This is a genomic window from Phytohabitans aurantiacus (genome assembly GCF_027923225.1).
Taxonomy (GTDB): Bacteria; Actinomycetota; Actinomycetes; order Mycobacteriales; family Micromonosporaceae; genus Phytohabitans; species Phytohabitans aurantiacus.
Genome location: NZ_BSDI01000008.1, coordinates 107,024 through 129,621 on the forward strand (window position 1 = coordinate 107,024; position 22,598 = coordinate 129,621).

The following is a 22,598-nucleotide window of genomic DNA, read 5'->3' on the forward strand; positions in this document are numbered from 1 at the left end:
GGTCAGAGGTTCAACGATTCCGCCCGCCGCGAACCCGGGTGGCGTTTCCCGGCGCGCGGCCTAGCGTGGCGGGATGGACAAGATCGCGCTGGTCATCGGCGCCACGGGGCAGATCGGTCAGGCCGCTGTGCCGGCTCTCGCGCGGGACGGCTGGGAGGTGCGGGCCGCGAGTCGCCACCCGGACGGTGTCTGGCCGGCGGAGCTCGGAGTGCGCGAGGTGCGGCTCGACCGCGGCGACGACGCCCAACTGGCCGCAGCCGTCGGCGACGGCGTCGACGTGGTGGTCGACGCCGTCGGGTACAACGCCGGTCACGCTGAGCAACTACTCAAGCTCGCCGGCCGGATCGGGTCCGCGGTGGTGATTTCCAGCGCCGCGGTCTACGCCGACACCGCCGGGCGCGGTCTGGGTGGCGATTTTCCGGTACCGATAACGGAGGCGCAATCCACCATGGCGCCCGACGACGGTGACTACGCGACCCGCAAGGTGGCTCTGGAGCGGGCTCTGCTGGACGCGGGCGACGCGCTACCCACGACGGTGCTGCGTCCGGCCGCGATCCACGGCCCACGAAGCGAGTTCTTGCGCGAGTGGTACTTCGTGCGGCGGGCGCTGGACGGCCGGCGGCACCGCATCCTCGCCCACAACGGTGAGAACCGCTTTCAGCCCACGGCCACCGCCAACCTGGCCGAGCTGATCCGGCTCGCCGCCGCGAAGCCGGGCTCCCGCGCGCTCAACGCCGCCGACCCGGATGCGCCGACGGTACGCGAGATCGGGGCGGCCATTCACGCGGTGCTCGGGTACGAGGCGGAGGAGGTGCTGATCGACGGACCGCCGCCGATGGGCGCGGTGGGCGAAACGCCCTGGTCGATCGCGCACCCGTTCGTGCTGGACATGTCCGCGGCGCGGCGGGAGCTGGGATACGCGCCGGTGACCGGGTACACCGAGTCACTACCGGCCACAGTGGACTGGTTGGTCAGCCAGGCCCGCGAAAGGCAGGGCGGCGACGCGTTTCCGCGCCTGAACGAGCTGCACGGCGTGGACTTCTTCGACTACGCGACCGAGGACGACTGGCTGGCTCAGCGGTCGAACCGGTAGAGGTCGTACGCCTTCATCAGCTTGATGAGGTTCTGGGCGTACGTCGGCGACGTGGCGTACCCGGCCTTGTGTATCTCGACGGCGAACCTGTTCGGGTCGTTGCTGTACCTGAACGCGTTGCGGTACCGGGGATTCACGGTCAGGAACCGGCCGTGGTCGGCGAAGGAGCCGTTCGCGTTGCGGTACGCCCGGAACTGCGCGGTCGTCGGGTAGCACTTCTTGCCATCGCACTCGTGCGTGGCGTAGGAGCGGCAGCCGAGCGCGATACCGCCGGGGTTGCCGAAGCACTTGATGCCGAAGTAACTGTGGTCGCGCCGGGTCAGCCAGCTCCGCCCCCAGCCGGACTCCAGGATCGCCTGCGCGATGGTGACCGACGCCGGCACCTTGTACTGCCGGAAGCCGGCCCGCGCGGGCCCACTGGTGCGCGCGATGAACTGCGCCGCGTTCGCCGCCGGCGTGCTCGGCGCCTGCTGGCCGCACCAGGGCAGGGTCGGCAGGTGCGGGCTCCACACCGTGTACGCGTCGGCGACGTACCGGTTGCCCGGCAGCCTGTTCCACGCCGCTGAGCGCCGCACCTTGCCGGTGACCAGTTCGCCCCACACCTGGCACTCGACGGCCATCACCCGCCCCTCGGCGAGCCGGCCCACCTGGCCGAAGCGGGTGCCGGGGCCGGAGCGGACGTTGAGCGGGCCGACGCCGGTGCGCACGGTCGGCAGCACCGCGCCGCGCGGGCCGCACCAGTGCACCCAGGGGCGCCCGGGGGTCCACCGGACGAAGGCGTCCGCCACGTACCGGCCGTTCGAGAGACGATTCCACATTGGAGTGCGCCCTTGGGTGCCGGCGATCAGCTCCCCGTACACCTGACAAGTGACCGCGAGCCGTGCGCCCTCGCCAAGCCTGCCCGCGACGGCGTCCGCTGTGGACGCCCCGACCCGCATGTTGAGACCCGTTCCCCCGCTCCGCACCGTGGGAATGGCCCCGGCAGCCTGGGCCGCCGGGGCCACGCTGACCCCCGCTACGAGCACCACCACGATGACGCCACTTCGCACCCCTACCATGCAGGGATACTATTTGCCCGTTTTGACACGCACGTGGCAAACGAGAAAATTGCTCCCTAATGAGCTACACGCCGATGCGGTGCCACGGCCCCCAGATCGCGAAGGTCATGCCCCGGCTGGCCTGAATGTTGACGAAAAGGGTGTGCCCGTCGGGGCTGAACGTCGACCCGGCGAACTCGTCGTTCGACCGGTCCGCGCCCGTGCTGCTGGTGAGCCGGTTGAGCGCGATGTCGAAGAGCCGCCCGCGCCGGGTCAGCCCGCGCAGGTAATTGTTGTTGACGTTGTCCTCGCACACCACGAGCGTGCCGCGCGGGCTCGTGGTCACGTTGTCGGGGAAGTCGAGCACGTCCGGCCCCGGCGACTCGTACGCCAGCCGCAACACCGACGCGCGCGTGTCGTACGCCCAGATCTGGCCGCTGCCGTTGCCGTAGCCGTCCGCGATCGGCCCGAGCGACGTCTCCGCCGGCCCGCCGCCCTGCGTGGCGGTGAAGTAGACGATGCCGTCGTCGTACGCCGAGCCCTCCAGGCGCGAGAAGTACGCCGCGCCCTGCGCCCAGCCCTGCCGCGCCACGTGCGTGAGCGCGGTGTCGTTGGTGGTCGGCGCCGTCTGCCCCGGCGTGTACGGGAACGAGGGCGCCGGGTCGTCGATGTCGACCCACTCGACCCGGTACGACGCCCGGCGCGGCTGGGCCGCCGCCAGGTTCAGGTTGGGCCGCCCGCGCACCTTCAGCATCTGCAGCCGGCCGCGGTTGCCCAGTTTCCCGGTCTTCATCGGGTGCTTGCGCGGCTTGTACCGGTAGAACCCGGACGGCCAGCCGAAGTTGTCCTCGGTCAGGTACAGGTATCCGCTCCACGGGTCGAACGCGACCGACTCGTGCGAGAACCGGCCCGCCGCCGTGATCGGCTCGCGGTCCGACTGCCCGCGCACGGGTACCTCGAAGATGAACCCGTGGCGCTGGGTGAGCGGCAGGTTGGGCGTACCGGTGAAGTCGGGCCCGACGTCCGGCCCGTTGACGGTCTCCTCGCAGGTGATCCAGCTGCCCCACGGCATCCGGCCGCCCGAGCAGTTCATCATCGTGCCGTTGCAGCTCGTGTAGCCGCTCACCACCTCGCCGTACTTCGTCACCTCGACCGTGGTGGTGCCGCCCTGCGCCATCGGGTCGTACGCCGCGCCGGCGTCGCCGAAGGCCGGACCGGGATTGTTGACCTCGTGGTTGCGAACAAGGCGGATGGTGCCATTGCGCCCGCGGAAGGCGCCCATCCCGTCGTGCCGCCCCGGCAGCGCGGTGCCGTCGTCGAGCGTCACGGCGAACTCGGTGTCGTGGAAGGACCGGTACTTGAATCCGTCGGGTAGCCACAGCCGGACCTTGCCGTCGCGGAGGTCGGCGATGGGACCAAGTTGCGGCGTGTGCTCCGTGGGAGCCGCCGCGCTTGCGCGGTTGACGAAGCCCAGGAAGGGCCCGCCGATCAGGGCACCGCTCGCGGCGACGGTGCCGCGCAGCAGGGTGCGCCGTTGCAGTTCTGCCATCTGCTGATGATGTCACTCCTCAGCCGACCGGCAACCCAACGTTGACCTGCGAGTTAGTGGCCCGATCGCGGGTGTGCCATGCGACCATGAACACGGCCGTCCACAGTGCGCCGAGCAGCACCGAGGTGACCGTCTGGCTGGCCGTGTTCCAGCCGACGTACACGCGTGCGCCCGAAACGACCATCACCGCGACCGTCGCCGCGGTCCAGGCGCCGACGGCCGCCGGCCAGCGGGTGCGCTGCGAGACCATCCAGGCCAGCGTGCACAGGCTCGCGGTCACGACCGCGAGTTGGGTGAGGAAGAAGCGCTCCGGCAGCAACTGCTCGACCACGGCGAGCACGAGCAGCGGGACGAACGCGCCAACCGTGCCGACCATGCTCACCAGGTCACCGCGCCAGGCTCGGCTGCGCCAGCCCAGCACCACGGCGACCAGTGCGACGGCGGCCACCAGGTACTGCGGGCGGAGCACGTCGATGACCACGTCGGCGGCGTGTGCGGTGCCCTCGGTGCGCCGGTCGGCGAACCAGTTCGCTATCGCATTGTCGATAAGGGACAGTCCACTGTGTCGCACGACGACCTCGACGAGCCACGCCATCGCCAGCCCGATGCCGAAGAGCAGCAGCATGCCGGCGACCAGGTTGATGACGAGTGCCCAGCCCGGTCCGATCTGCATGGACAGCAGGAAGAACAGCACACCGTACCGCTGCGTCATCCACCGCAGCGGCGGCAGCGCACCCGCGCGGGCCGCGAGTGCCCGCGCTGGATCGGGGTTGCGGCCCAGCCACCGTCCGGTCAGGACGATGCCGACGATCGCCGCGAGCAGGATCAGCACCGCACCGGTCGCCTTGCCCAGGTACCGGGACACCGTCTCGTATGACTCACCCGCGAGGTATCCGACGAGCACCGACGCGCCGACCCACGTGGCGACGCCGGCCGCGTTCCAGGGTGCGAAGCGCTTGTACGGCATACCCGCGGTGCCGGCAAGGCGCGGCGCCAGCGTGCGGACGAATGCCAGCCACCGCGCGCCGAACATGGCCCGCCCGCCCAGCCGGTTGACCATCGCGTCGGCCTTGCGCCAGCGCTCCTCCCCGACCCGGACCCCCACCCGGCTGGCGCGCAGCCGCGCGCCGTGCCTGCGCCCGCTGCGGAAGGCGAGCGCGTCGCCGGCCAGCGCCGCCCCGATCATCACCGCGATCGCCGGCGCCAGGCGCAGCGTGCCCAGGTACGCCAGGAAGCCCACCGTCAGCAGCGTCGCCTCAGCCGGCAACACCAGTCCCACGATCACCGCGGTCTCGGTAGCCACCAGGACCGCCGCGATGAGGTAGATCAACACCGGCGGCAACGCTTCGAGCAGGCTCAGCAGGCTTTCCATGGTTCTCCCCCGACCACGTGGCCAGCATGACATGCCCGTGCCCCCGGGTCAGCCTCGCGATCATGGACACGGGAGAATAGGGGCATGCAGACCCGCTCCGATCTCCGCAACGTCGCCATCATCGCCCACGTCGACCACGGCAAGACCACCCTGGTCGACGCCATGCTGCGGCAAGGCGGCCAGTTCCACGCCCGGGCCGAGATGACCGACCGCGTGATGGACTCGATGGATCTGGAGCGGGAAAAGGGCATCACGATCCTCGCCAAGAACACGGCGATCAGCTACCGGCCAGCCGACGGCGAGGCCGTCACCATCAACATCATCGACACCCCTGGTCACGCCGACTTCGGCGGCGAGGTGGAGCGCGGCCTGACCATGGTCGACGGCGTGGTGCTGCTCGTCGACGCCAGCGAGGGGCCGCTGCCGCAGACCCGGTTCGTACTGCGCAAGGCGCTCCGGGCCCGGCTGCCGATCATCCTGGTCATCAACAAGGTCGACCGGCCCGACGCCCGGATCAAGGAGGTCGTCGACGACACGTACGAGCTCTTCCTCGACCTCGACGCCGACGACAGCCAGATCGACTTCCCGATCATCTACGCCTGCGCCCGCGACGGCATGGCATCCCTCACCCAGCCGGCTGACGGCGGGCTGCCCGACAGCCCGGATCTCCAGCCGCTCTTCCAGACCCTGCTGGACACCATCCCGGCGCCGGCGTACGACGAGAACGCCCCGCTCCAGGCCCACGTCACCAACCTGGACGCGTCGCCGTTCCTCGGCCGGCTGGCGCTGTGCCGGGTGCGGCAGGGCACGATCCGCAAGGGCCAGACCGTGGCCTGGTGCCGCGAGGGCGGCACCATCGAGCGGGTACGCATCTCCGAGCTCCTGATGACCGACGGGCTGGAGCGCAAGCCCGCCGAGAGCGCCGGGCCGGGCGACATCATGGCGGTCGCCGGCATCCCCGAGATCATGATCGGCGACACGCTGGCCGACGCCGACGACCCTCGGCCCCTGCCCCGCATCACCGTCGACGAGCCGGCCATCTCGATGACCATCGGCACCAACAACTCGCCGCTGGTCGGCCGGGTCAAGGGTGCCAAGGTGACCGCCCGGATGGTCAAGGACCGCCTCGACAAGGAACTGGTCGGCAACGTGTCGCTGCGGGTACTGCCGACCGACCGTCCCGACACCTGGGAGGTGCAGGGCCGCGGCGAGCTGGCTCTCGCCATCCTGGTCGAGCAGATGCGGCGCGAGCAGTACGAGCTGACCGTCGGCAAGCCTCAGGTGGTCACCCGGGAGATCGACGGGCGCACCTGCGAGCCGGTGGAGCGCCTCACGATCGACGCCCCCGACGAGTACCTGGGCGCGATCACCCAGCTCCTCGCCACCCGCAAGGGCCGCATGGAGCAGCTGGTCAACCACGGCACCGGCTGGGTACGCATGGAGTGGCTGGTGCCGGCGCGCGGGCTGATCGGGTTCCGCACCGAGTTCCTCACCGACACCCGGGGCACCGGCATCCTGCACCACGTCTTCGAGTCGTACGAGCCGTGGTTCGGCGAGCTGCGCACCCGCAGCAACGGCTCACTTGTCGCCGACCGCAGCGGCGTGGTCACCCCGTTCGCGATGCTCAACCTCCAGGAGCGCGGCACACTGTTCGTCGAGCCCACCACCGAGGTGTACGAGGGCATGATCGTCGGCGAGAACTCCCGCTCCGACGACATGGACGTCAACATCACCAAGGAGAAGAAGCTCACCAACATGCGCTCCTCCACCAGCGAGGAGACGGAGAAGGTGATTCCGCCGCGGAAGCTGTCGCTGGAGCAGGCGTTGGAGTTCTGCCGCGAAGACGAGTGCGTCGAAGTGACACCGGTGGCCGTGCGAATTCGCAAGGTCGTGCTCGACCAAACCCAGCGCGCCCGAGCCGCCGCCCGCCGCAAACACACCACCTAAGCCCCACCCCCGCCGCACCTCCGCGCCCTCGCGCGTGGCGCGCTCTGCGGCGCGCGAGCGCCCTTCTTCCGCCGATCAAGGGCGAATGCACGTGGTTGGATCGCTTTTCCGCGTGCGTTCGCCCTTGATCGACGCAAACGCCCTTGATCGCGGCAGGGCGCCACGGCCGCGCGGCGCACGCGGCAGGGCCGCGCGGCGCACGCGGCAGGGCCGCGCGGCGCACGCGGCAGGGCCGCGTCACACCCGCCGCGACCCGGCACACGCGGCGCGGTCAGTGGGCGGGCCGTGGCCCGCGCGGGCCACGGCCCGCCGTCCGCGCAACCCGGCGACCGCGCGCGCCGGCCATCCCGCAGAATGAGCGCGTGGACTGGGGAGCGCTCGACAAGGACCTCGACGCCGTGCCCGGCACGGTCTCCGTCTTCACCGGACCGCTCGGCCGCCCGCCCACCTATACCCGCCTGCCGGCCGCCACCCACTACGCTGCCAGCACGATGAAGGCCGCGGTGCTCGCGGCCCTCTACCGCTCGGACGTCGACCTGGACGCGGACGTTCCCGTCCACAACGTCTTCCCCTCCGCGGCGTCCGGTTCGTACGGATGCACGCGCGAGTACGACAGCGACCCCGAGGTGTGGAAGCACCTCGGCGGCACCGCGCCCCTACGCTGGCTGGCCACCCGCATGATCGTGAGGTCGAGCAACCTTGCCACGAACATCGTGCTCGGCCTCACGACCTTGCCCGCGGTGGCCAAGGTGTGGGACCGGGTGGGCGCTCGCCACAGCGTCACGGCCCGCGGCATCGAGGACTCGGTCGCCCGCAAGGCCGGCATCGAAAATCTAGTGACGGCCGCCGACCTGGCAGCTCTCCTGACGGCGATCGCCGTGGGCGCGGCGCAAGACGTCAGCCACCCGGCCCTCGCGTCCGCTACCCCTGACCGGCCCGACGGGCCGAGCCCCATGGACCCGATAGGCCGCGCCGATACCCCGCCAGACGCCGCGGATCCGCCACAGCGCGCCACGACCGGGCTCGCATCGCCCGACGCCTGTCGGGCGATGCTCGACGTGCTGCTCGCCCAGGAGCGGCGTGAAGACCTCGCCGCCGGCCTCCCGCCCGGCACCCGCATCGCGCACAAGAACGGCTGGGTGCCAGGCGTCCGGCACAGCGCGGGCGTGGTCTTCCCTGACGACGCGCCGCCGTACGCCATCGCCGTCTGCGCGACGACCGACCTCCCGGACAAGGATGCCTGCGCGCTACTCTCGCGGATCTCCGCGGACGCGTGGGCAGCCCGCCAGACGTAGCAGCGCAATCAGGGAAAGTGCGGCATCAGGCACGGGCGGAGGGCGCACTTTCCCCGAAAATGCGGCAACCTGCTCGATCCGCCCGCCGCATGCACGGCCTGTCGCCGCGCCGGCACGCCCGCCAAGCGCGGCCGACTTGTTGGCGCCGACAAGGTGACAACGCGGCGGGTTAAGGGCGTGAATCCGATGTCAAGGTCGCGGTTCAGCGGCGAGCTGTGAACGTTTGTTGTCGCTCCAGCAACAACAAACGTTCACAGCGCAAGGGGCCCGCCGCGCGGATCGGGACAATCCGGTCGGGCGCAGGCGGCGGCGCCGAGCTGGCCGCGGCGGTCGGGCTTGACACCGCGCCAGAGCCCTCCGCGCAACGATGTCGATCAAGGGCATTCGCATCGATCAAGGGCAAAAACACGCGGAAAAGAGATCCAACCACATGCATTCGCCCTTGATCGACGGCAAAGCCGGCGCCACGGCGAGCTGGCGCGACGGCGGCGGCACCGCTGTGCGCGGGCATGATCGAATCGCATTAGGGTCGGCTTGTATGAGCATCAGCCATATCCGCACGCATCGCGTCTCGGCGCCGCTGCACACCCCGTTCGTCACCGCGCTCCGCCGCGCCACCACGGTCGAGACGCTCATTGTCGAAATCGTGGACGCGGACGGGCGGTCGGGTTTCGGTGAGGCGCCGCAGGTCTGGCAGGTCACGGGCGCGTCGGTGGCGGGCAGCGAGGCGTGCGTACGCGAACTGCTCGCCCCCTTGCTCACCGGCCGCGACCCCGACGATCTCAATGCCCGCTGCGCCGAGGTCCGGCGCGCTGTCGCCGGCAACGAGGCCGCGAAGGGCGCCGTCGACACCGCGCTGCATGATCTGGCGGCGCGCCGGCTGGGCGTACCCCTTGCCAGGATGCTCGGTGGGACGGCCCGGCGGGTGCCGACGGATGTCACGCTGTCGGCTGGTGCGGCCGGTGAGCTCGCCGCGGCGGCCCGGGACCGGGCGGCCGAGGGTTTCACCGTGCTCAAGGTGAAGGTTGGCACGGACGCGGTGACCGACCTGAGCCGCGTGCGCCACGTGCGCGAGGCGGTCGGTCCCGACGTGCGCATCCGCCTCGACGCGAACCAGGGCTGGACGCCGCGCGACGCCGTCCGGGTGATCCGCGGCATCGAGGACGCCGGGCTCGATGTCGAGTTGGTCGAGCAGCCGGTGGCGGGCCGCGACCTCGACGGGCTCGCGTGGGTCAGCGACCGGGTCAGCGTGCCGATCCTCGCGGACGAGGCGGTGTTCGGCGTGCGCGACCTCGTCGAGGTGATCCGTCGCCGGGCGGCCGACATGGTCAACGTCAAGCTCGCCAAGTGCGGCGGCCTCGGCCCGGCCCGCACCCTGCTCGAACTCGCGGCCGCGCACGGCATGGGCACCGTCGTCGGTTCGATGATGGAGACGCAGGTGGGCATCGGCGCCGCCGCCAGCCTCGTCGCCGCGGTTGGGACCACGGCGATATCGGACCTCGACGCCGCCTGGTGGCTCGCCTCGTCGCCGGTCCAGCAGGGCATCGTGTACGCGGACGCGGCCGTGCAACTTTCCGACACTCCCGGGTTAGGTGTCAGCGCCGTGGCATGAAGATAATATTCACTAGGGAAGTGCCGACCGTTACTTCCCTACGAGGAGGCACCGTGCCGCTGGCACCTGGCCGAGAGGCTGTCGTCCGGGTCACGGCGGCGACGCTGTGGTCCGGCCCCGAGGCGGTACGCCCCGTGGACCGGCCCGCGATCGGACCGCACGCCGACATCCCCACCTGGGTGTCCGGCATGGACGCTGACCAGCAAGTCAGTGACTGTGTACTCAGTCAGCTGCTCCTCGGAGAGCGAGTCCTCATCGAGGAACTCCGCCCCGACGGCTGGGCGCGCGTCGTCGCCGTCGAGCAGCCGGCCGCCAAGCTCGACCCCCGCGGGTACCCGGGTTGGCTGCCCGCCGCACAACTCGCCGCCGCCGCCCCGGCACCCGCCGGATACGTCGTCGACGCCGTCACCACCGCGCTGCGCGCCACGCCCGGCGGCACGGTCGCGCTGCCCGGCGTGATCCTCGGCACCCGCTTCGCGGCGACCGGCCCCGCACGCGACGGCTGGCTCCCCGTGGAGGTACCAGGGCACGACGCTCCATTGTGGGCGTCCGAAGTGGACCTCACGCCCCTGCCAACGAACGCGCCAACCGCCACCGAGGTGCTCGACGTGGCTCGCCGGCTCAACGACGTCCTGTACATCTGGGGCGGCGTGTCCCCGTACGGCATCGACTGCTCGGGCCTCGTTCACCTGGCGTGGCGGCGCTTCGGGGTACGGCTGCCGCGCGACGCCGACGACCTGGCGCGCGCCACCACGCCTCTCTCCCTCGGCGACGAGCGCCCCGGCGACCTGTACTTCTTCGCCCGCCCGGGCCACGACGTCCACCACATCGGCTTCGTGTCGGCGGCGCCCGGCGCCAGCGGGTACCGCCAGATGCTGCACGCCTGCTACACCAAGCGCCGCGTGCTCGACGAGCCGATGGCCCCCGACCGCGTCGCCACGCTGGTCGGAGTCCACCGGGTCACACCCCTACCGGTCGGCGCCAGCGCGGACTAACTCCTTCTTCGCGTCTCGCGCCGACTTGAGCAGGCTGGCGACCGTCGATACGACCAGCGTGCCGAGGATGACGGTGAGAGACAGCCAGATCGGGATGTGCGGCGCCCAACCGATGTGCTCGCCGCCGTTGATGAACGGCACGTTGTTGTCCGCGAGCGCCTCGAGCACCAGCTTGACACCGATGAAGCCGAGGATGACCGCGAGTCCGATCGTGAGGTAGACCAGCCGCTCCAGCAGGCCACCGAGCAAGAAGTACAGCTGGCGGAGGCCCATGAGGGCGAACACGTTGGCGGTGAAGACCAGGTACGCCTCGGAGGTGATGCCGAAGATGGCCGGGATCGAGTCGAGCGCGAAGATCAGGTCGGTGGTGCCGATCGCGATCATCACCAGCAGCAGCGGCGTGAACATCCGCCGGCCGTCGTCGTTGATCGTCGTGAACCGGCCGTTGCCGAAATCGGGCGAGACCCGCAACGCCCGCCGCGCCCAGCGGATCACCACGTTTTCCTTGAAGTCGTCCTCTTCCATCTCACCCTGCCGCGCGAGCCCCACGGCGGTGTAGATGAGGAAGGCACCGAAGACGTAGAACACCCAGGAGAACTGGGAGATCAGAGCCGAGCCCGCCGCGATGAACCCACCGCGCATCACGAGCGCGAGGATGATGCCGAACAGCAGCACCTCTTGCTGGAAGCGCCGCGGCACCGCGAAGCGGCTCATGATGATGACGAAGACGAAGAGGTTGTCGACCGACAGGCTGTACTCGGTCAGCCAGCCGGCGTAGAACTCACCCGCTGGCGTGGCTCCGGCGGTGAGCCAGACTCCGACACCGAAGATGAGTGCGAGCCCCACATAAAAGCCGACCCACAGGCCGGCTTCCTTGAGACTTGGCTCGTGTGGACGCCGGCCGACGATGAACAGATCGACCGCGAGCATCGCGACCATCGTCACCAGCGTGATGATCCACACCCAGGTGGGCACGTTCAACGTAAACCTCCGGCAGACACACGACATCGCCCCGCAATCGACCCGGATCTACCCCGGGAGGCCGAAACGTGGCGATGTGATTTCTGTCGGAGGTCTCTTCCGCCGCGGTCTGTGGTAGCCGTTGACCGTGGCCGGCGGCGCCGGGTCACCGCTCCGGCGAACCGGACGAGGACCGTGCTGACGACTTCCGCCGCGGGGAATACTCCCCTCCTTCTGCCCCATCATCCACCATCAGCACCCGTTTTTACACATCGGCGCGGCTGGTAGTGCGCTTCCTCTCACACTCACTCAAGCTTCCTAGGAGGCTAGGTGTGCGATCTGCTGGCGGCCTCGCGCGCCAGGCCATTGACGCAGTCGCGGATAAAGCGGCCAAGAAACAAGCGCCAGAACCATCCTGTACCGGGCACCGTCACATCGAACGTCGAGTGCCACCGGATGGTGGTGCCCTCCGCGCTGGGCGTGAGGTCGACGTCGGCGCGGTAGCCGCGCAGCGGCATTCCGGACAGCAGCACATAGCTCAGCCGCCGGCCGGGCACCCGCTCGACGATCTCCTCCCGGCTGGTGAACGGCCAGGTGCGGAACACCCGGATCGCACCCACCCCTTCGGGCGCACCCTCCCCCGGCCGCTCCAGCTCGAACGAGCCCAGCCCCGTCCAGGTGGGCCAGGTCGCGCCCGACTCGACCAGCGCGTACACAGTGGCGGCGTCGGCCGTGGACCGGGCCGACACATCGATGTCCTGCGGCATGTACCATATGGTACATGCCTGAGCCGCGACAGCGCCTCCTGGATGCGGCCGTCGATCACCTCGCCGCGCACGGGCTGAGCGACCTGAGCCTCCGCCAGCTGGCGGCCGCCCTCGGCACCAGCCACCGCATGCTGATCTACCACTTCGGTTCCAAGGAAGGGCTGCTCGTCGAGGTCGTCCGCACGGTCGAGCGGCAGCAGCGAGACGCGTTCGCAGGGCTCGACGGGTACTCGCCGGGCGAGGCGATCCGGCAGATGTGGCGGCGCTTCGCGGACCCGTCGCTGTGGCCGCACGAGCGGCTGTTCTTCGAGATCTACGGTCAGGCGCTGCAGGGGCGCCCGCATGCTGCCCCGCTGCTCGACGGCATCGTCGAATCCTGGCTCGGGCCAGCGGTCGAGTTCGCGCGGCGGCACGGCGTACTGGAAGAGGTGGCTCGGGCCGACGCGCGTCTCGGAGTCGCGGTCATGCGGGGTCTGCTCCTCGACCTGCTCGCCACCGGCGATCGGGCCGCGACCGACGAGGCGCTGGAGCGGTTCGTGGCCGGCTACGAGGCCCTGGCCGGCTCGAACCTGGCACGGCGGCCAACCACCGAGAAGCCCAGCCGCGCATAGACACGCGCGGCGCCCGGATTGTTGGCGTTGACATCGAGCAGCGCCGAGGTGGCACCCTCGGCCCGCATCCGGCGCAGCGCCTCCACCACGAGCCCCGCGGCGATCCCGCGCCCCCGCGCCTCCGGCCGCACCCCCACCTGCACGATCCACCCATCCGCACACGTGACGAACCCAAGATCCGCTCCGCCGTCCGCATCGGTGGCCAGCACCGAGCAGTCGGGGCGAAACTCGTCGTCACCCGCCGTCCACGCCACCCACCGCTCGGCGGGCCAGCCCGGAAAGCCCGGCCGTTCGCGGAACGCCGCCTCGTAGACCTCGAAAAACCGGCCCACTGTCTCCGGCGCCCACGTGATCATCTCGACACCGGCCGGCACCGCCGCCGCGGGAAGATCACCGGACAGGTCGATGCGCATGACATCTTCGGCGAACACCTGCCGCAGCCCGCGGCTCTCGAACAACCGCTGCGCCTCAGGCGTCACCGCCTCCGTCTCCAGCACGACATCGCCGGTGAACGTTCCCGCCGCCGACAGCGCCCAGTCCAACAACCGCGAGCCCACACCGAGACCCCGCCGCGCCGGGTCGACCATCCCGGTGATCATCGCCCGCTCCCCGACCCGCCGCACGACGGCCACCGCGACCAACTCCCCCGCCGCCGTCCGGCCAGCGGTGGTGATCGCGCCGCCGTCCGAGTACCGGCTGATCGCCACCTCGGTCAGGCCGCCATCCACGGCGCGGCACCGCTCGGCAAGGTCCGCGACTTCGGTTGCGCTGGCCGCGCCGAGCGGCCCCCAGGTCAGTTCGGCTGGCACGCCGCTGAGCCTACGAGACCCACCCTCCCCGCGACGCCCCGTTTTTGCCCGTCACAGCGCAGCCCGCCGCGGCGCGGCACGCCGACCACTGCGAGATCTTGATGCCCCGGTCCGCGCCACCTGCGGACCGCATGCTCCCGCGGGCACCGCGCGAGCCGGCGGCTCGCAAGCGCTCGCCGAGACCCCCGGCCCACGCTGCCAGCTCCGCGTGTCGCCACGCCCGGTACGCCGATCAAGGGCGAACGCACGCGATTCGATCGCATTTCCGCGTGCATTCGCCCTTGATCCATGCGAATGCCCTTGATCGACGCGCGGCGCGCGGCGCGCAGGACGCAGCGCGCAGGACGCAGCACGCAGGACGCAGCACGCAGGACGCAGCGCGCAGGACGCAGCGCGCAGGACGCGACGCGCAGGACGCGGCGCGGAAAACAACACCCCGCGCACAGCAAGACCGCACCGCCCAGCGCACGGCCGGCCGCGCACAACGCAAGACCGCACAGCGCCAGGTCACCGAGGGGGCAGCCGGGCGCCGAGCCGTGGACCGCAAGGCCCGCCGTGAGTTACTTGACGCCCGCGGCGTCCATGCCGCGAAGCTCCTTCTTCAGGTCGTGCACCTCGTCACGGATGCGGGCCGCCAGCTCGAACTGGAGCTCGCGCGCCGCCGCCAGCATCTGGTCGTTCAGGTCCTGGATGAGCTGCGCCAGCTCGGCTCGGGCCATGCCTTCGCGGGCTGGGCGGGTGGCGCCCTTGCCGCGGGAGCGGGTCTCGGGCACCGGGGCCTTGCCGCGGGACATCTGGCGGCCGGCGCCGCCGATGATGGCGCCGCCGGGGCCGTGGCCGCTGAGGGCGCCCTCGGTGTCGTCGGCCTCGCGGTAGATGTCGTCGAGGATGTCGTGGATCTTCTTGCGGAGCGGCTCGGGCGAGATGCCGTTGGCTTCGTTGTAGGCGGTCTGCTTGGCGCGGCGCCGGTTGGTCTCGTCGATCGCGTTGGCCATCGACGGGGTCATCTTGTCGGCGTACATGTGGACCTGGCCGGACACGTTTCGGGCGGCGCGGCCGATGGTCTGGATCAGCGAGGTGCCGCTGCGCAGGAAGCCCTCCTTGTCGGCGTCGAGGATCGCGACCAGCGACACCTCGGGCAGGTCGAGGCCCTCGCGGAGCAGGTTGATGCCGACGAGCACATCGAAGTCGCCCTTGCGCAGCTCCCGTAGCAGCTCGACGCGGCGCAGGGTGTCGACCTCGGAGTGCAGGTAGCGCACGCGGATGCCGTGCTCCAGCAGGTAGTCGGTGAGGTCTTCGGCCATCTTCTTGGTGAGCGTGGTGACGAGGACCCGCTCGTCGCGCTCGGTGCGGAGCTTGATCTCGTGCATGAGATCGTCGATCTGGCCCTTGGTGGGCTTGATGACCACCTCGGGGTCGACCAGGCCGGTAGGGCGGATGACCTGCTCGACGAACTCGCCGCCGGACTGCTGCAGCTCCCACGGCCCGGGGGTGGCGGACAGGAACACCATCTGCCCCACCCGCTCCAGGAACTCGTCGAACCGCAGTGGCCGGTTGTCGGCCGCGCTGGGGAGCCGGAAGCCGTGCTCGATGAGCAGCCGCTTGCGGGACGCGTCGCCCTCGTACATGGCGCCGATCTGCGGGATCGTCTGGTGCGACTCGTCGATCACCGTCAGGAAGTCGTCGGGGAAGTAGTCGAGGAGGCAGTGCGGCGGACTGCCGGGCTCGCGGCCGTCGATGTGCATCGAGTAGTTTTCGATGCCCGAGCAGAACCCGACCTGCCGCATCATCTCCAGGTCATACGTGGTGCGCATGCGCAGCCGCTGGGCCTCCAGCAGCTTGCCCTGGCGCTCCAGCTCCTCGAGGCGCTCGGCCAGCTCGACCTCGATGCCGGCCATCGCCCGCTCCATGCGCTCGGGGCCGGCGGCGTAGTGGGTAGCGGGGAAGATGAGGAGCTGATTGACCTCCTTCACCACGTCACCGGTGAGCGGGTGCAGGTAGTACAGCTTTTCGACCTCGTCGCCGAAGAACTCGACGCGGATCGCCAGCTCCTCGTATGCCGGGATGATCTCCAGCGTGTCACCGCGCACCCGGAACGTGCCCCGGTTGAACGCCATGTCGTTTCGCGTGTACTGGATGTCGACCAGGCGGCGCAGCAGCTTGTCGCGCTCGATCTCCTTGCCCACCTGCAGGCGGACCGCCCGGTCGAGGTACTCAGACGGCGTGCCCAGCCCGTAGATGGCGGAGACGGTGGCCACCACGATGACGTCGCGCCTGGTCAGCAGCGACATGGTCGCCGAGTGCCGCAACCGCTCGACCTCTTCGTTGACCGAGGAGTCCTTTTCGATATAGGTATCGGTCTGCGGGATGTATGCCTCGGGTTGGTAGTAGTCGTAGTAAGAAACGAAGTATTCGACGGCGTTGTTGGGCATCAGCTCGCGGAACTCCTTGGCGAGCTGGGCGCACAGGGTCTTGTTGTGAGCCATCACGAGAGTCGGCCGCTGGAGCCGCTCGACGAGCCACGCCGTGGTGGCGCTCTTGCCGGTGCCGGTGGCGCCGAGCAGCACGGTGTGGCGGTCACCCCGGCGCACCCGACGCTCAAGGTCATCGATGGCCGTCGGCTGGTCGCCGGACGGCTTGTAGTCGCTGATTACCTCGAAGCGGCCATCTACGCGCGGGATCTCGAGAGCCATGTTCTAAACCGTACGCCGCCCCACCGACAACATTCGTCCGCCCGGGTAACGTCTGCGATCAACTTCGATATTGTCATTGTGTGGGAAAGATCACCGCGCTACCGTCTTAAGGGTAGGCCGCTCGCGGCGGCCGATCGGGCAGGTGACCGGGCCTCCACACCGGCTGGGCACCCCCGACGCAGGGTTGCAGCCCCGGCGTCCAGCCGGTGAGCGCACCCGAGTGGTCGCGCAGGACGCGCTGACCGGCCGCCGCGAGCGCCCCAAATCGAGCGCCCGCCGGCGAGCGCACTAGCGCAAAGCACGCAGGAACGCCCAAAAAACACGTCACCTCTCGCGCGCTGAGCCAGTTCAACCTCCCGTGAAGGGAACCCAAGACCGGCGCCGCGTCGTCGCCCTCGTCGCTCTCGTCGCCCTCGGTGGCGGCACGCTCGCCAGCATGGCCAGCGGGCTCGTCTCCTGCTCGCCATCGAACGAGACCGTCAAGGCCCGCCAGCTCACCGCCGCGGAGGCGGAACGGCTCGGCGGCATGCGCGCCCGCAACTACAAGGACGCGCGGGTGGGCCTGCGAGCGGTGGTCGGCAAGCCCGGCAGCGAGATCCGGCTCGCCGGCTGGGTCGACTGGCACCGCCCCCTGGTGTACCTCGCGGCCACCGCGCCGACCGAGGGTCCGGACGACGGGCTCCTCCAGGCGGTACCCGGACTGGTGGCCACGCGACCAGGCCGCGTCGCGGAACCACCCGCCGTCCCGCCCAGCGACAACTGGAGCGTGCGGCCGTTCACGGCCGCGTCCTCGACCCCGGCGGTGATCGACTCGTTCCTCGCGCTGCTGTTCGCGATCGCCAGCGCGGAGCCCGACGCCGCCGACCTGCTCGCGCGCAGCGAGGCCAAGTGGATCGGCCGCGACAAGATCGGCGAGCACCCGGTCGACATCCTGCTCGGCCCGGCCGTGCCGCCCCGTCCGGCACCGACGAAGACGGCACCTACGAAGACGGCGAAGCCAAAGCCGACGCCGAGCGCTACCAAGCCGGTGGGACCGCAGAGTCCCACCCCCTCCCCCGGCTCGCTCGCCGCGATGGGCGGCGCCGTGAAGTACTGGCTGGACGGCGACGCGCGCCTCTACAAGTTCGAGGCGCTGCTCGCCAAGGACCTGCCGGTCACCGTCGAACTCCGCCGCGAGGACAGTCCCGACCTGGTCGCGATCGACGCGTTTGGCGGGCGGGGCGGCAAGTCGCGGCAGGTGACAGCGCGCGAGGCGGCCGTGCTCGCCGCGATGCGCCAGCGGAACCGGAAGGCCGGCGGCGGCGAGATCACGCTCAACGTGCCGATGCTGCCCTCCGGCGCGCTCCGGGCCGAAGGCTGGATCGACTGGCGGGGCGCGATGGCGTACTTCCTGGCGCAGGAAGGGGATCAGGGCTACCTCATGCGGGTCAACCGCTCGGGCGTTTCGGTGCAGAAGGCGAAGAAAGACGTCAAGAAGGCGCCGGTGCCGCCGGCGAAGAAGGGCTGGGAGTTCATCCCGTGGGCACGCCGCGGCGACGCGCTGGGCGGCCTCGACCTCGACATGCTCGTCAACGAGGCCCTCGCGGTCAGCAGCAGCGGCCGCGACGACGCCAAGAAGCTCCGCAAGGTGGCCCGCTGGCTGCGCGCGGACACGCTCGACGGCGCGCCGGTGACCGTGTACGAGATCCCGAAGGTCGCCGACGTCGGCGGGGCGCGCGGGCAGGCCACGATCAGGTACTGGGTGGACGGGTCGGGTGGCCTGCGGCGGCTCGAACTGCGGACCCGCATCGGCGCTTACGGTCAGCTCGACATCAAGCCCGGCCGGGTACCAAAACTCAAGTGAGCACGCGCCGTCCGCAGACCGCGCAAAGCGGCGGGAGCGAAGCGACCAGAGCGACCGCGGTCTCCGAGCGGAGCGAGGGCATCAGGCAATAAGCACGACGGTGGCCGGACGGCCGGGATCGGCGCTGCCGTGCCGGCCGTCCGCCATCCGCGGAAAGCCCGCCGGGCCCAGCTCATCGCCCGGCCCGCGCACCTCGATCACGCCGTCGACCAGCCGCGGCTCGCCGCCCAGCACATGCCCGAGCCGCGCGGCGACCCTCGGCCAGTCCTCCGGCCGTACCAGAGCGCCAGGCTCAGCCACGCGACCGCGCCGCACGTTCTCCTCGTAAGGGACGAGCCGGTCGTCCCACAGCGTATCGACGCGCGCGGCCAGGTCGTCGAGCGTGGCATCGTTGCGCAGCAGCACGTCGGCGACCGCGCGCCGCTCGGCGTCGGCGGCCTGCGCGGCGATCCGGGCCCGCGCCTGCGGCTCGGGCATTCCCCGGTCGCGCACCAGTCGCCGCACGCGGGTGGCTTCGTCGGCCTCGACCACGACGACGAGATGGTACGCGGGCCCGAGCCCCACCTCGGCGAGGAGCGGGACGTCGTTGAGCACGATCGCGTCGGGCGGGGCGGCGGCGGTCATCTCCACGGAACGCTCGCGAACCAACGGGTGCACGATCGCCTCCAACCGCCGCCGGGCAGCGTCGTCGCCGAAGACGCGGGCGCCCAGGGCGGGCCGGTCGAGTTCGCCGTCTGGTCCCAGTACCCCATCGCCGAAGGCAGCCACGACGGCGGCCAATCCCGGCGTGCCGGCCGCGACCACCTCGCGCGCCAGCCGGTCTGAGTCGACGAGCAGCGCGCCGCGCGCGGCGAGCCGGCTCGCCACCGCGCTCTTACCCGCCCCGATCCCACCGGTGAGCCCGATCATCAGCACGACGACAGGCTAGCGAAAACGGCCCCCGCGAAGCGCGGGGGCCGTTTCGGTGTTGCTGAGACTTACTTGCCGCCGGCGAGCTTCTCGCGCAGCGCGGCGAGCGCCTCGTCGGTGGCGAGGGTGCCCGCGGGCTCCTCGGCCTGGCGGGCCGGGGCCGTCGTGGACGACGTGGCGCCGCCACTGGTCGGAGCCGGCGCGGCCGCCGCGTCGGCGTCGGCCGCACGAGCGGTCTGCACCTGCTTGGTGTGGGCCTCCCAGCGCTGGCGGGCCTCAGCGTACTGAGTTTCCCACGTCTCGCGCTGCTTGTCGTACCCTTCGAGCCACTCGCCGGTCTCCGGGTCGAAGCCCTCGGGGTAGATGTAGTTGCCCTCGTTGTCGTACGTGGCGGCCATGCCGTAGAGGGTCGGGTCGAAGTGCTCCTCGCCCTCGACGAAGCCCTCGTTGGCCTGCTTGAGCGACAGCGAGATCCGCCGGCGCTCGAGGTCGATGTCGATGACCTTGACCATCACGTCGGAGCCGACCTGCACGACCTGCTCCGGGATCTCCACGTGGCGCTCGGCCAGCTCGGAGATGTGCACCAGGCCCTCGATGCCGTCGTCGACCCGCACGAACGCACCGAACGGCACCAGCTTGGTCACCTTGCCCGGCACGATCTGCTGGATCGCGTGGGTGCGGGCGAACTGGCGCCACGGGTCTTCCTGCGTGGCCTTGAGCGACAGCGAGACGCGCTCGCGGTCGAGATCGACGTCGAGAACCTCGACCTCGACTTCCTGGCCCACCTCGACGACCTCGGAGGGGTGGTCGATGTGCTTCCAGGACAGCTCGGACACGTGCACCAGACCGTCGACGCCGCCAAGGTCGACAAACGCGCCGAAGTTGACGATCGAGGACACGACGCCCTTGCGGACCTGGCCCTTGGCCAGCTTGTTGAGGAACTCGGTGCGCACCTCGGACTGCGTCTGCTCCAGCCACGCCCGGCGGGACAGAACCACGTTGTTGCGGTTCTTGTCCAGCTCGATGATCTTCGCCTCGAGCTCCCGGCCGACGTACGGCTGCAGGTCGCGCACGCGGCGCATCTCGACCAGCGAAGCGGGCAGGAAGCCGCGCAGCCCGATGTCGAGGATCAGACCACCCTTGACCACCTCGATGACCGAGCCGCGAACGACCCCGTCCTCGTCCTTGATCTTCTCGATGGTCCCCCACGCGCGCTCGTACTGCGCACGCTTCTTCGAGAGGATCAGACGCCCTTCCTTGTCCTCCTTCTGGAGAACCAGGGCCTCGATGTGGTCACCGACCGACACCACCTCAGCGGGGTCCACGTCATGCTTGATCGACAACTCGCGCGAGGGGATGACGCCCTCGGTCTTGTAGCCGATGTCGAGCAGGACCTCGTCCCGATCGACCTTGACGACGGTGCCTTCGACAATGTCGCCGTCGTTGAAGTACTTGATGGTCTCGTCGATAGCGGCGAGGAACGCCTCCTCGGACCCGAGGTCGTCGACGGTGACCTTGTTTGCGCTCGAGGTGGCCTCGATGCTGCTCGTCATGTGGACTGTTGCTCCGAACGGATGGTGTCGCGGTAACCTGCTCGCGCCCACGGACCCGCCGCCGGGCACAGCGCAACGTCGTCGATGATGCTGAATCGCCGGTGATGCTGGGATGTGTCCGTCGACCGCGGACCTACTCCCTGCCGAGGCCACGATCCGCGAGTGCATCGAACAGCTTACCGTGCGCATTACCACAGCGTGCAAGCCCCACCGGCACCAGATGTACGGCGTGTTTCCCAAACGCCATAGATTGTCCGGCATGTAGCCCAGATGTAGCGCTGGTCACACCTACGTCACGGCTCGACGAGCTGCCGCCTTCCGGACCGTGGCGGCCGATGGGCCAGAATGATCGGGTGACAGATACGGCAGCCCCGCGCGTGGCCCGCCGCCCGCTGGGCGACGCCGAGACCCGCCGCGCCAACCGCGGCTGGTGGGACCGCGACGCCGACTCCTACCAGGCCGAACACGGCGCCTTCCTCGGCGACGTCGACTTCGTCTGGTGCCCCGAAGGCTTGCGCGAGGCCGACGCCGGCCTCCTCGGACCGGTCGCCGGCCGCCGGATCCTCGAACTCGGCTGCGGCTCGGCCTCCGCCGGGCGCTGGCTCGCCACGCAAGGCGCCCACGTGGTCGCCTTGGACCTGTCCGCGGGCATGTTGCGGCACGCGGTCGAGGCCTCCGCGCGCTCAGGTGTACCGGTACCGTTGCTGCAGGCCGACGCGCTGGCACTCCCGTTCGCCGACGAGGCATTCGACATCGTCTGCACAGCGTTCGGCGCGATCCCGTTCGTGGTCGACTCGGCCGCCGCCATGCGCGAGGTGCACCGCGTCCTCCGCCCAGGCGGCCGCTGGGTCTTCTCCGCCACCCACCCGATGCGATGGATCTTCCTCGACGACCCGGGCCAGGAGGGACTCCTAGCCGTCCACTCGTACTTCGACCGCAACCCGTACGTAGAGTCCACTGAGGACGGTGTCCCGACATACGTCGAACAGCACCGCACATTGGGCGACCGCGTCCGCGAGTTGGTGGGCGCCGGCTTCGTGCTACGCGACCTCATCGAACCCGAATGGCCCGAGGGTCACACCCAGGAGTGGGGCCAATGGAGCCCGTTGCGCGGCCACCTGTTCCCCGGCACCGCCATCTTCGTATCCACCAAACCCACCACGGATACCCCTAACACGTAACCCTTCCCGCCCACGCCGCGCGCCCGCACTGCGCGCCGGTTCGCGTTTCCTTCCGCGCAGGCGGACGTTTCGTTCCGCGCAGGCAGGCGGCTCTTGCCGCACAGGCAGGCGGCTCTTGCCGCCGATCAAGGGCGAATGCACGTGATTGGATCTCTTTTCCACGTGCGTTTGCCCTTGATCGATGCGAATGCCCTTGATCGGCGGACGCCGGCGTCACCGTTGCGGGGTCGCCGGCCGCGATCGTCGCCGCCTGGCGCGGCGTGTCCATCGCAGGCCAGGCTGGGCGCATCGGTCCGCGCGCCCCTCGCTCCGTCGATCAAGGACAAGTCCATCGATCAAGGCCGAATGCACGCGGAAAGAGATCCAACCACG

17 protein-coding genes are annotated in these 22,598 nt (G+C 70.3%); 8 read left to right on the top strand and 9 right to left on the bottom strand.

The window, feature by feature from the left end; all coding sequences use genetic code 11:
• Nucleotides 1-73: 73 nt before the first annotated feature.
• Nucleotides 74-1,093 carry an NAD-dependent epimerase/dehydratase family protein gene (locus QMG73_RS11820; RefSeq protein ID WP_281894598.1) on the top strand — a complete coding sequence of 340 codons (1,020 nt, stop codon included), beginning with the start codon at nt 74-76 and terminating at the stop codon, nt 1,091-1,093.
• Here the strand turns inward: QMG73_RS11820 and gsmA are convergent.
• The 3 genes from gsmA to QMG73_RS11835 form a co-directional block, all read right to left on the bottom strand.
• Entirely contained in the window at nt 1,075-2,151 is a 1,077-nt protein-coding gene (gene gsmA, locus QMG73_RS11825; protein ID WP_281894600.1) for a sporangiospore maturation cell wall hydrolase GsmA, read from the bottom strand. The two genes, QMG73_RS11820 and gsmA, sit on opposite strands and share 19 nt — an antisense overlap.
• Before the next feature lie 64 nt (nt 2,152-2,215).
• The gene (locus QMG73_RS11830; protein WP_281894601.1) at nt 2,216-3,679 is read right to left on the bottom strand and encodes a PhoX family protein; all 1,464 of its coding nucleotides are present in this window, start codon (nt 3,677-3,679) and stop codon (nt 2,216-2,218) included.
• A 19-nt stretch (nt 3,680-3,698) separates the two neighbouring features.
• Nucleotides 3,699-5,051, bottom strand: a complete 1,353-nt coding sequence (locus QMG73_RS11835) for a VTT domain-containing protein (protein ID WP_281894604.1) — start codon at nt 5,049-5,051, stop codon at nt 3,699-3,701.
• Nucleotides 5,052-5,135: 84 nt separating this feature from the next.
• Here QMG73_RS11835 and typA point away from each other — a divergent pair, with 84 nt between their 5' ends.
• From typA to QMG73_RS11855, 4 genes are all read left to right on the top strand, one after another.
• Nucleotides 5,136-6,998, top strand: a complete 1,863-nt coding sequence (typA, locus tag QMG73_RS11840; protein WP_281894607.1) for a translational GTPase TypA — start codon at nt 5,136-5,138, stop codon at nt 6,996-6,998.
• Nucleotides 6,999-7,360: 362 nt separating this feature from the next.
• Nucleotides 7,361-8,293, top strand: a complete 933-nt coding sequence (locus tag QMG73_RS11845) for a serine hydrolase (protein ID WP_281894608.1) — start codon at nt 7,361-7,363, stop codon at nt 8,291-8,293.
• A gap of 538 nt (nt 8,294-8,831) precedes the next feature.
• Nucleotides 8,832-9,905, top strand: coding sequence for a mandelate racemase/muconate lactonizing enzyme family protein (locus QMG73_RS11850; RefSeq protein WP_281894610.1), 1,074 nt, complete (start codon nt 8,832-8,834; stop codon nt 9,903-9,905).
• Between the two features lie 53 nt (nt 9,906-9,958).
• Nucleotides 9,959-10,900 carry a C40 family peptidase gene (locus QMG73_RS11855; RefSeq protein WP_281894611.1) on the top strand — a complete coding sequence of 314 codons (942 nt, stop codon included), beginning with the start codon at nt 9,959-9,961 and terminating at the stop codon, nt 10,898-10,900.
• On the opposite strand, the gene QMG73_RS11860 is transcribed toward QMG73_RS11855, so the two are convergent.
• Both QMG73_RS11860 and QMG73_RS11865 read right to left on the bottom strand, forming a co-directional pair.
• On the bottom strand, nt 10,874-11,881 hold the full coding sequence (locus QMG73_RS11860; protein ID WP_281894614.1) for a TerC family protein: 1,008 nt from the start codon (nt 11,879-11,881) through the stop codon (nt 10,874-10,876). The two genes, QMG73_RS11855 and QMG73_RS11860, sit on opposite strands and share 27 nt — an antisense overlap.
• A gap of 305 nt (nt 11,882-12,186) precedes the next feature.
• Nucleotides 12,187-12,627, bottom strand: coding sequence for an SRPBCC family protein (locus QMG73_RS11865; RefSeq protein WP_281894617.1), 441 nt, complete (start codon nt 12,625-12,627; stop codon nt 12,187-12,189).
• Between the two features lie 14 nt (nt 12,628-12,641).
• On the opposite strand from QMG73_RS11865, the gene QMG73_RS11870 reads away from it, so the two are divergent.
• Nucleotides 12,642-13,238, top strand: a complete 597-nt coding sequence (locus QMG73_RS11870) for a TetR/AcrR family transcriptional regulator (protein ID WP_281894620.1) — start codon at nt 12,642-12,644, stop codon at nt 13,236-13,238.
• Here QMG73_RS11870 and QMG73_RS11875 read toward each other — a convergent pair.
• Nucleotides 13,172-14,047 (bottom strand): GNAT family N-acetyltransferase, encoded by an 876-nt coding sequence (locus QMG73_RS11875; RefSeq protein ID WP_281894623.1) that lies wholly within the window; start codon nt 14,045-14,047, stop codon nt 13,172-13,174. The two genes, QMG73_RS11870 and QMG73_RS11875, sit on opposite strands and share 67 nt — an antisense overlap.
• 560 nt (nt 14,048-14,607) lie before the next feature.
• Nucleotides 14,608-16,740 (bottom strand): excinuclease ABC subunit UvrB, encoded by a 2,133-nt coding sequence (uvrB, locus tag QMG73_RS11880; protein ID WP_281894625.1) that lies wholly within the window; start codon nt 16,738-16,740, stop codon nt 14,608-14,610.
• 358 nt (nt 16,741-17,098) lie between these two features.
• Between uvrB and QMG73_RS11885 the strand changes: the two genes are divergently transcribed.
• Nucleotides 17,099-18,583, top strand: coding sequence for a hypothetical protein (locus tag QMG73_RS11885; RefSeq protein WP_281894627.1), 1,485 nt, complete (start codon nt 17,099-17,101; stop codon nt 18,581-18,583).
• 81 nt (nt 18,584-18,664) lie between these two features.
• Here QMG73_RS11885 and coaE read toward each other — a convergent pair whose 3' ends face one another.
• Both coaE and rpsA read right to left on the bottom strand, forming a co-directional pair.
• Nucleotides 18,665-19,492 carry a dephospho-CoA kinase gene (gene coaE / locus QMG73_RS11890; protein WP_281894676.1) on the bottom strand — a complete coding sequence of 276 codons (828 nt, stop codon included), beginning with the start codon at nt 19,490-19,492 and terminating at the stop codon, nt 18,665-18,667.
• 68 nt (nt 19,493-19,560) lie between these two features.
• Nucleotides 19,561-21,045 carry a 30S ribosomal protein S1 gene (rpsA, locus tag QMG73_RS11895; RefSeq protein ID WP_281894629.1) on the bottom strand — a complete coding sequence of 495 codons (1,485 nt, stop codon included), beginning with the start codon at nt 21,043-21,045 and terminating at the stop codon, nt 19,561-19,563.
• Between the two features lie 335 nt (nt 21,046-21,380).
• Here rpsA and QMG73_RS11900 point away from each other — a divergent pair, with 335 nt between their 5' ends.
• Nucleotides 21,381-22,226: a class I SAM-dependent methyltransferase gene (locus QMG73_RS11900; protein WP_407676781.1), complete on the top strand. Its 846-nt coding sequence runs from the start codon at nt 21,381-21,383 to the stop codon at nt 22,224-22,226.
• Nucleotides 22,227-22,598: the final 372 nt, after the last annotated feature.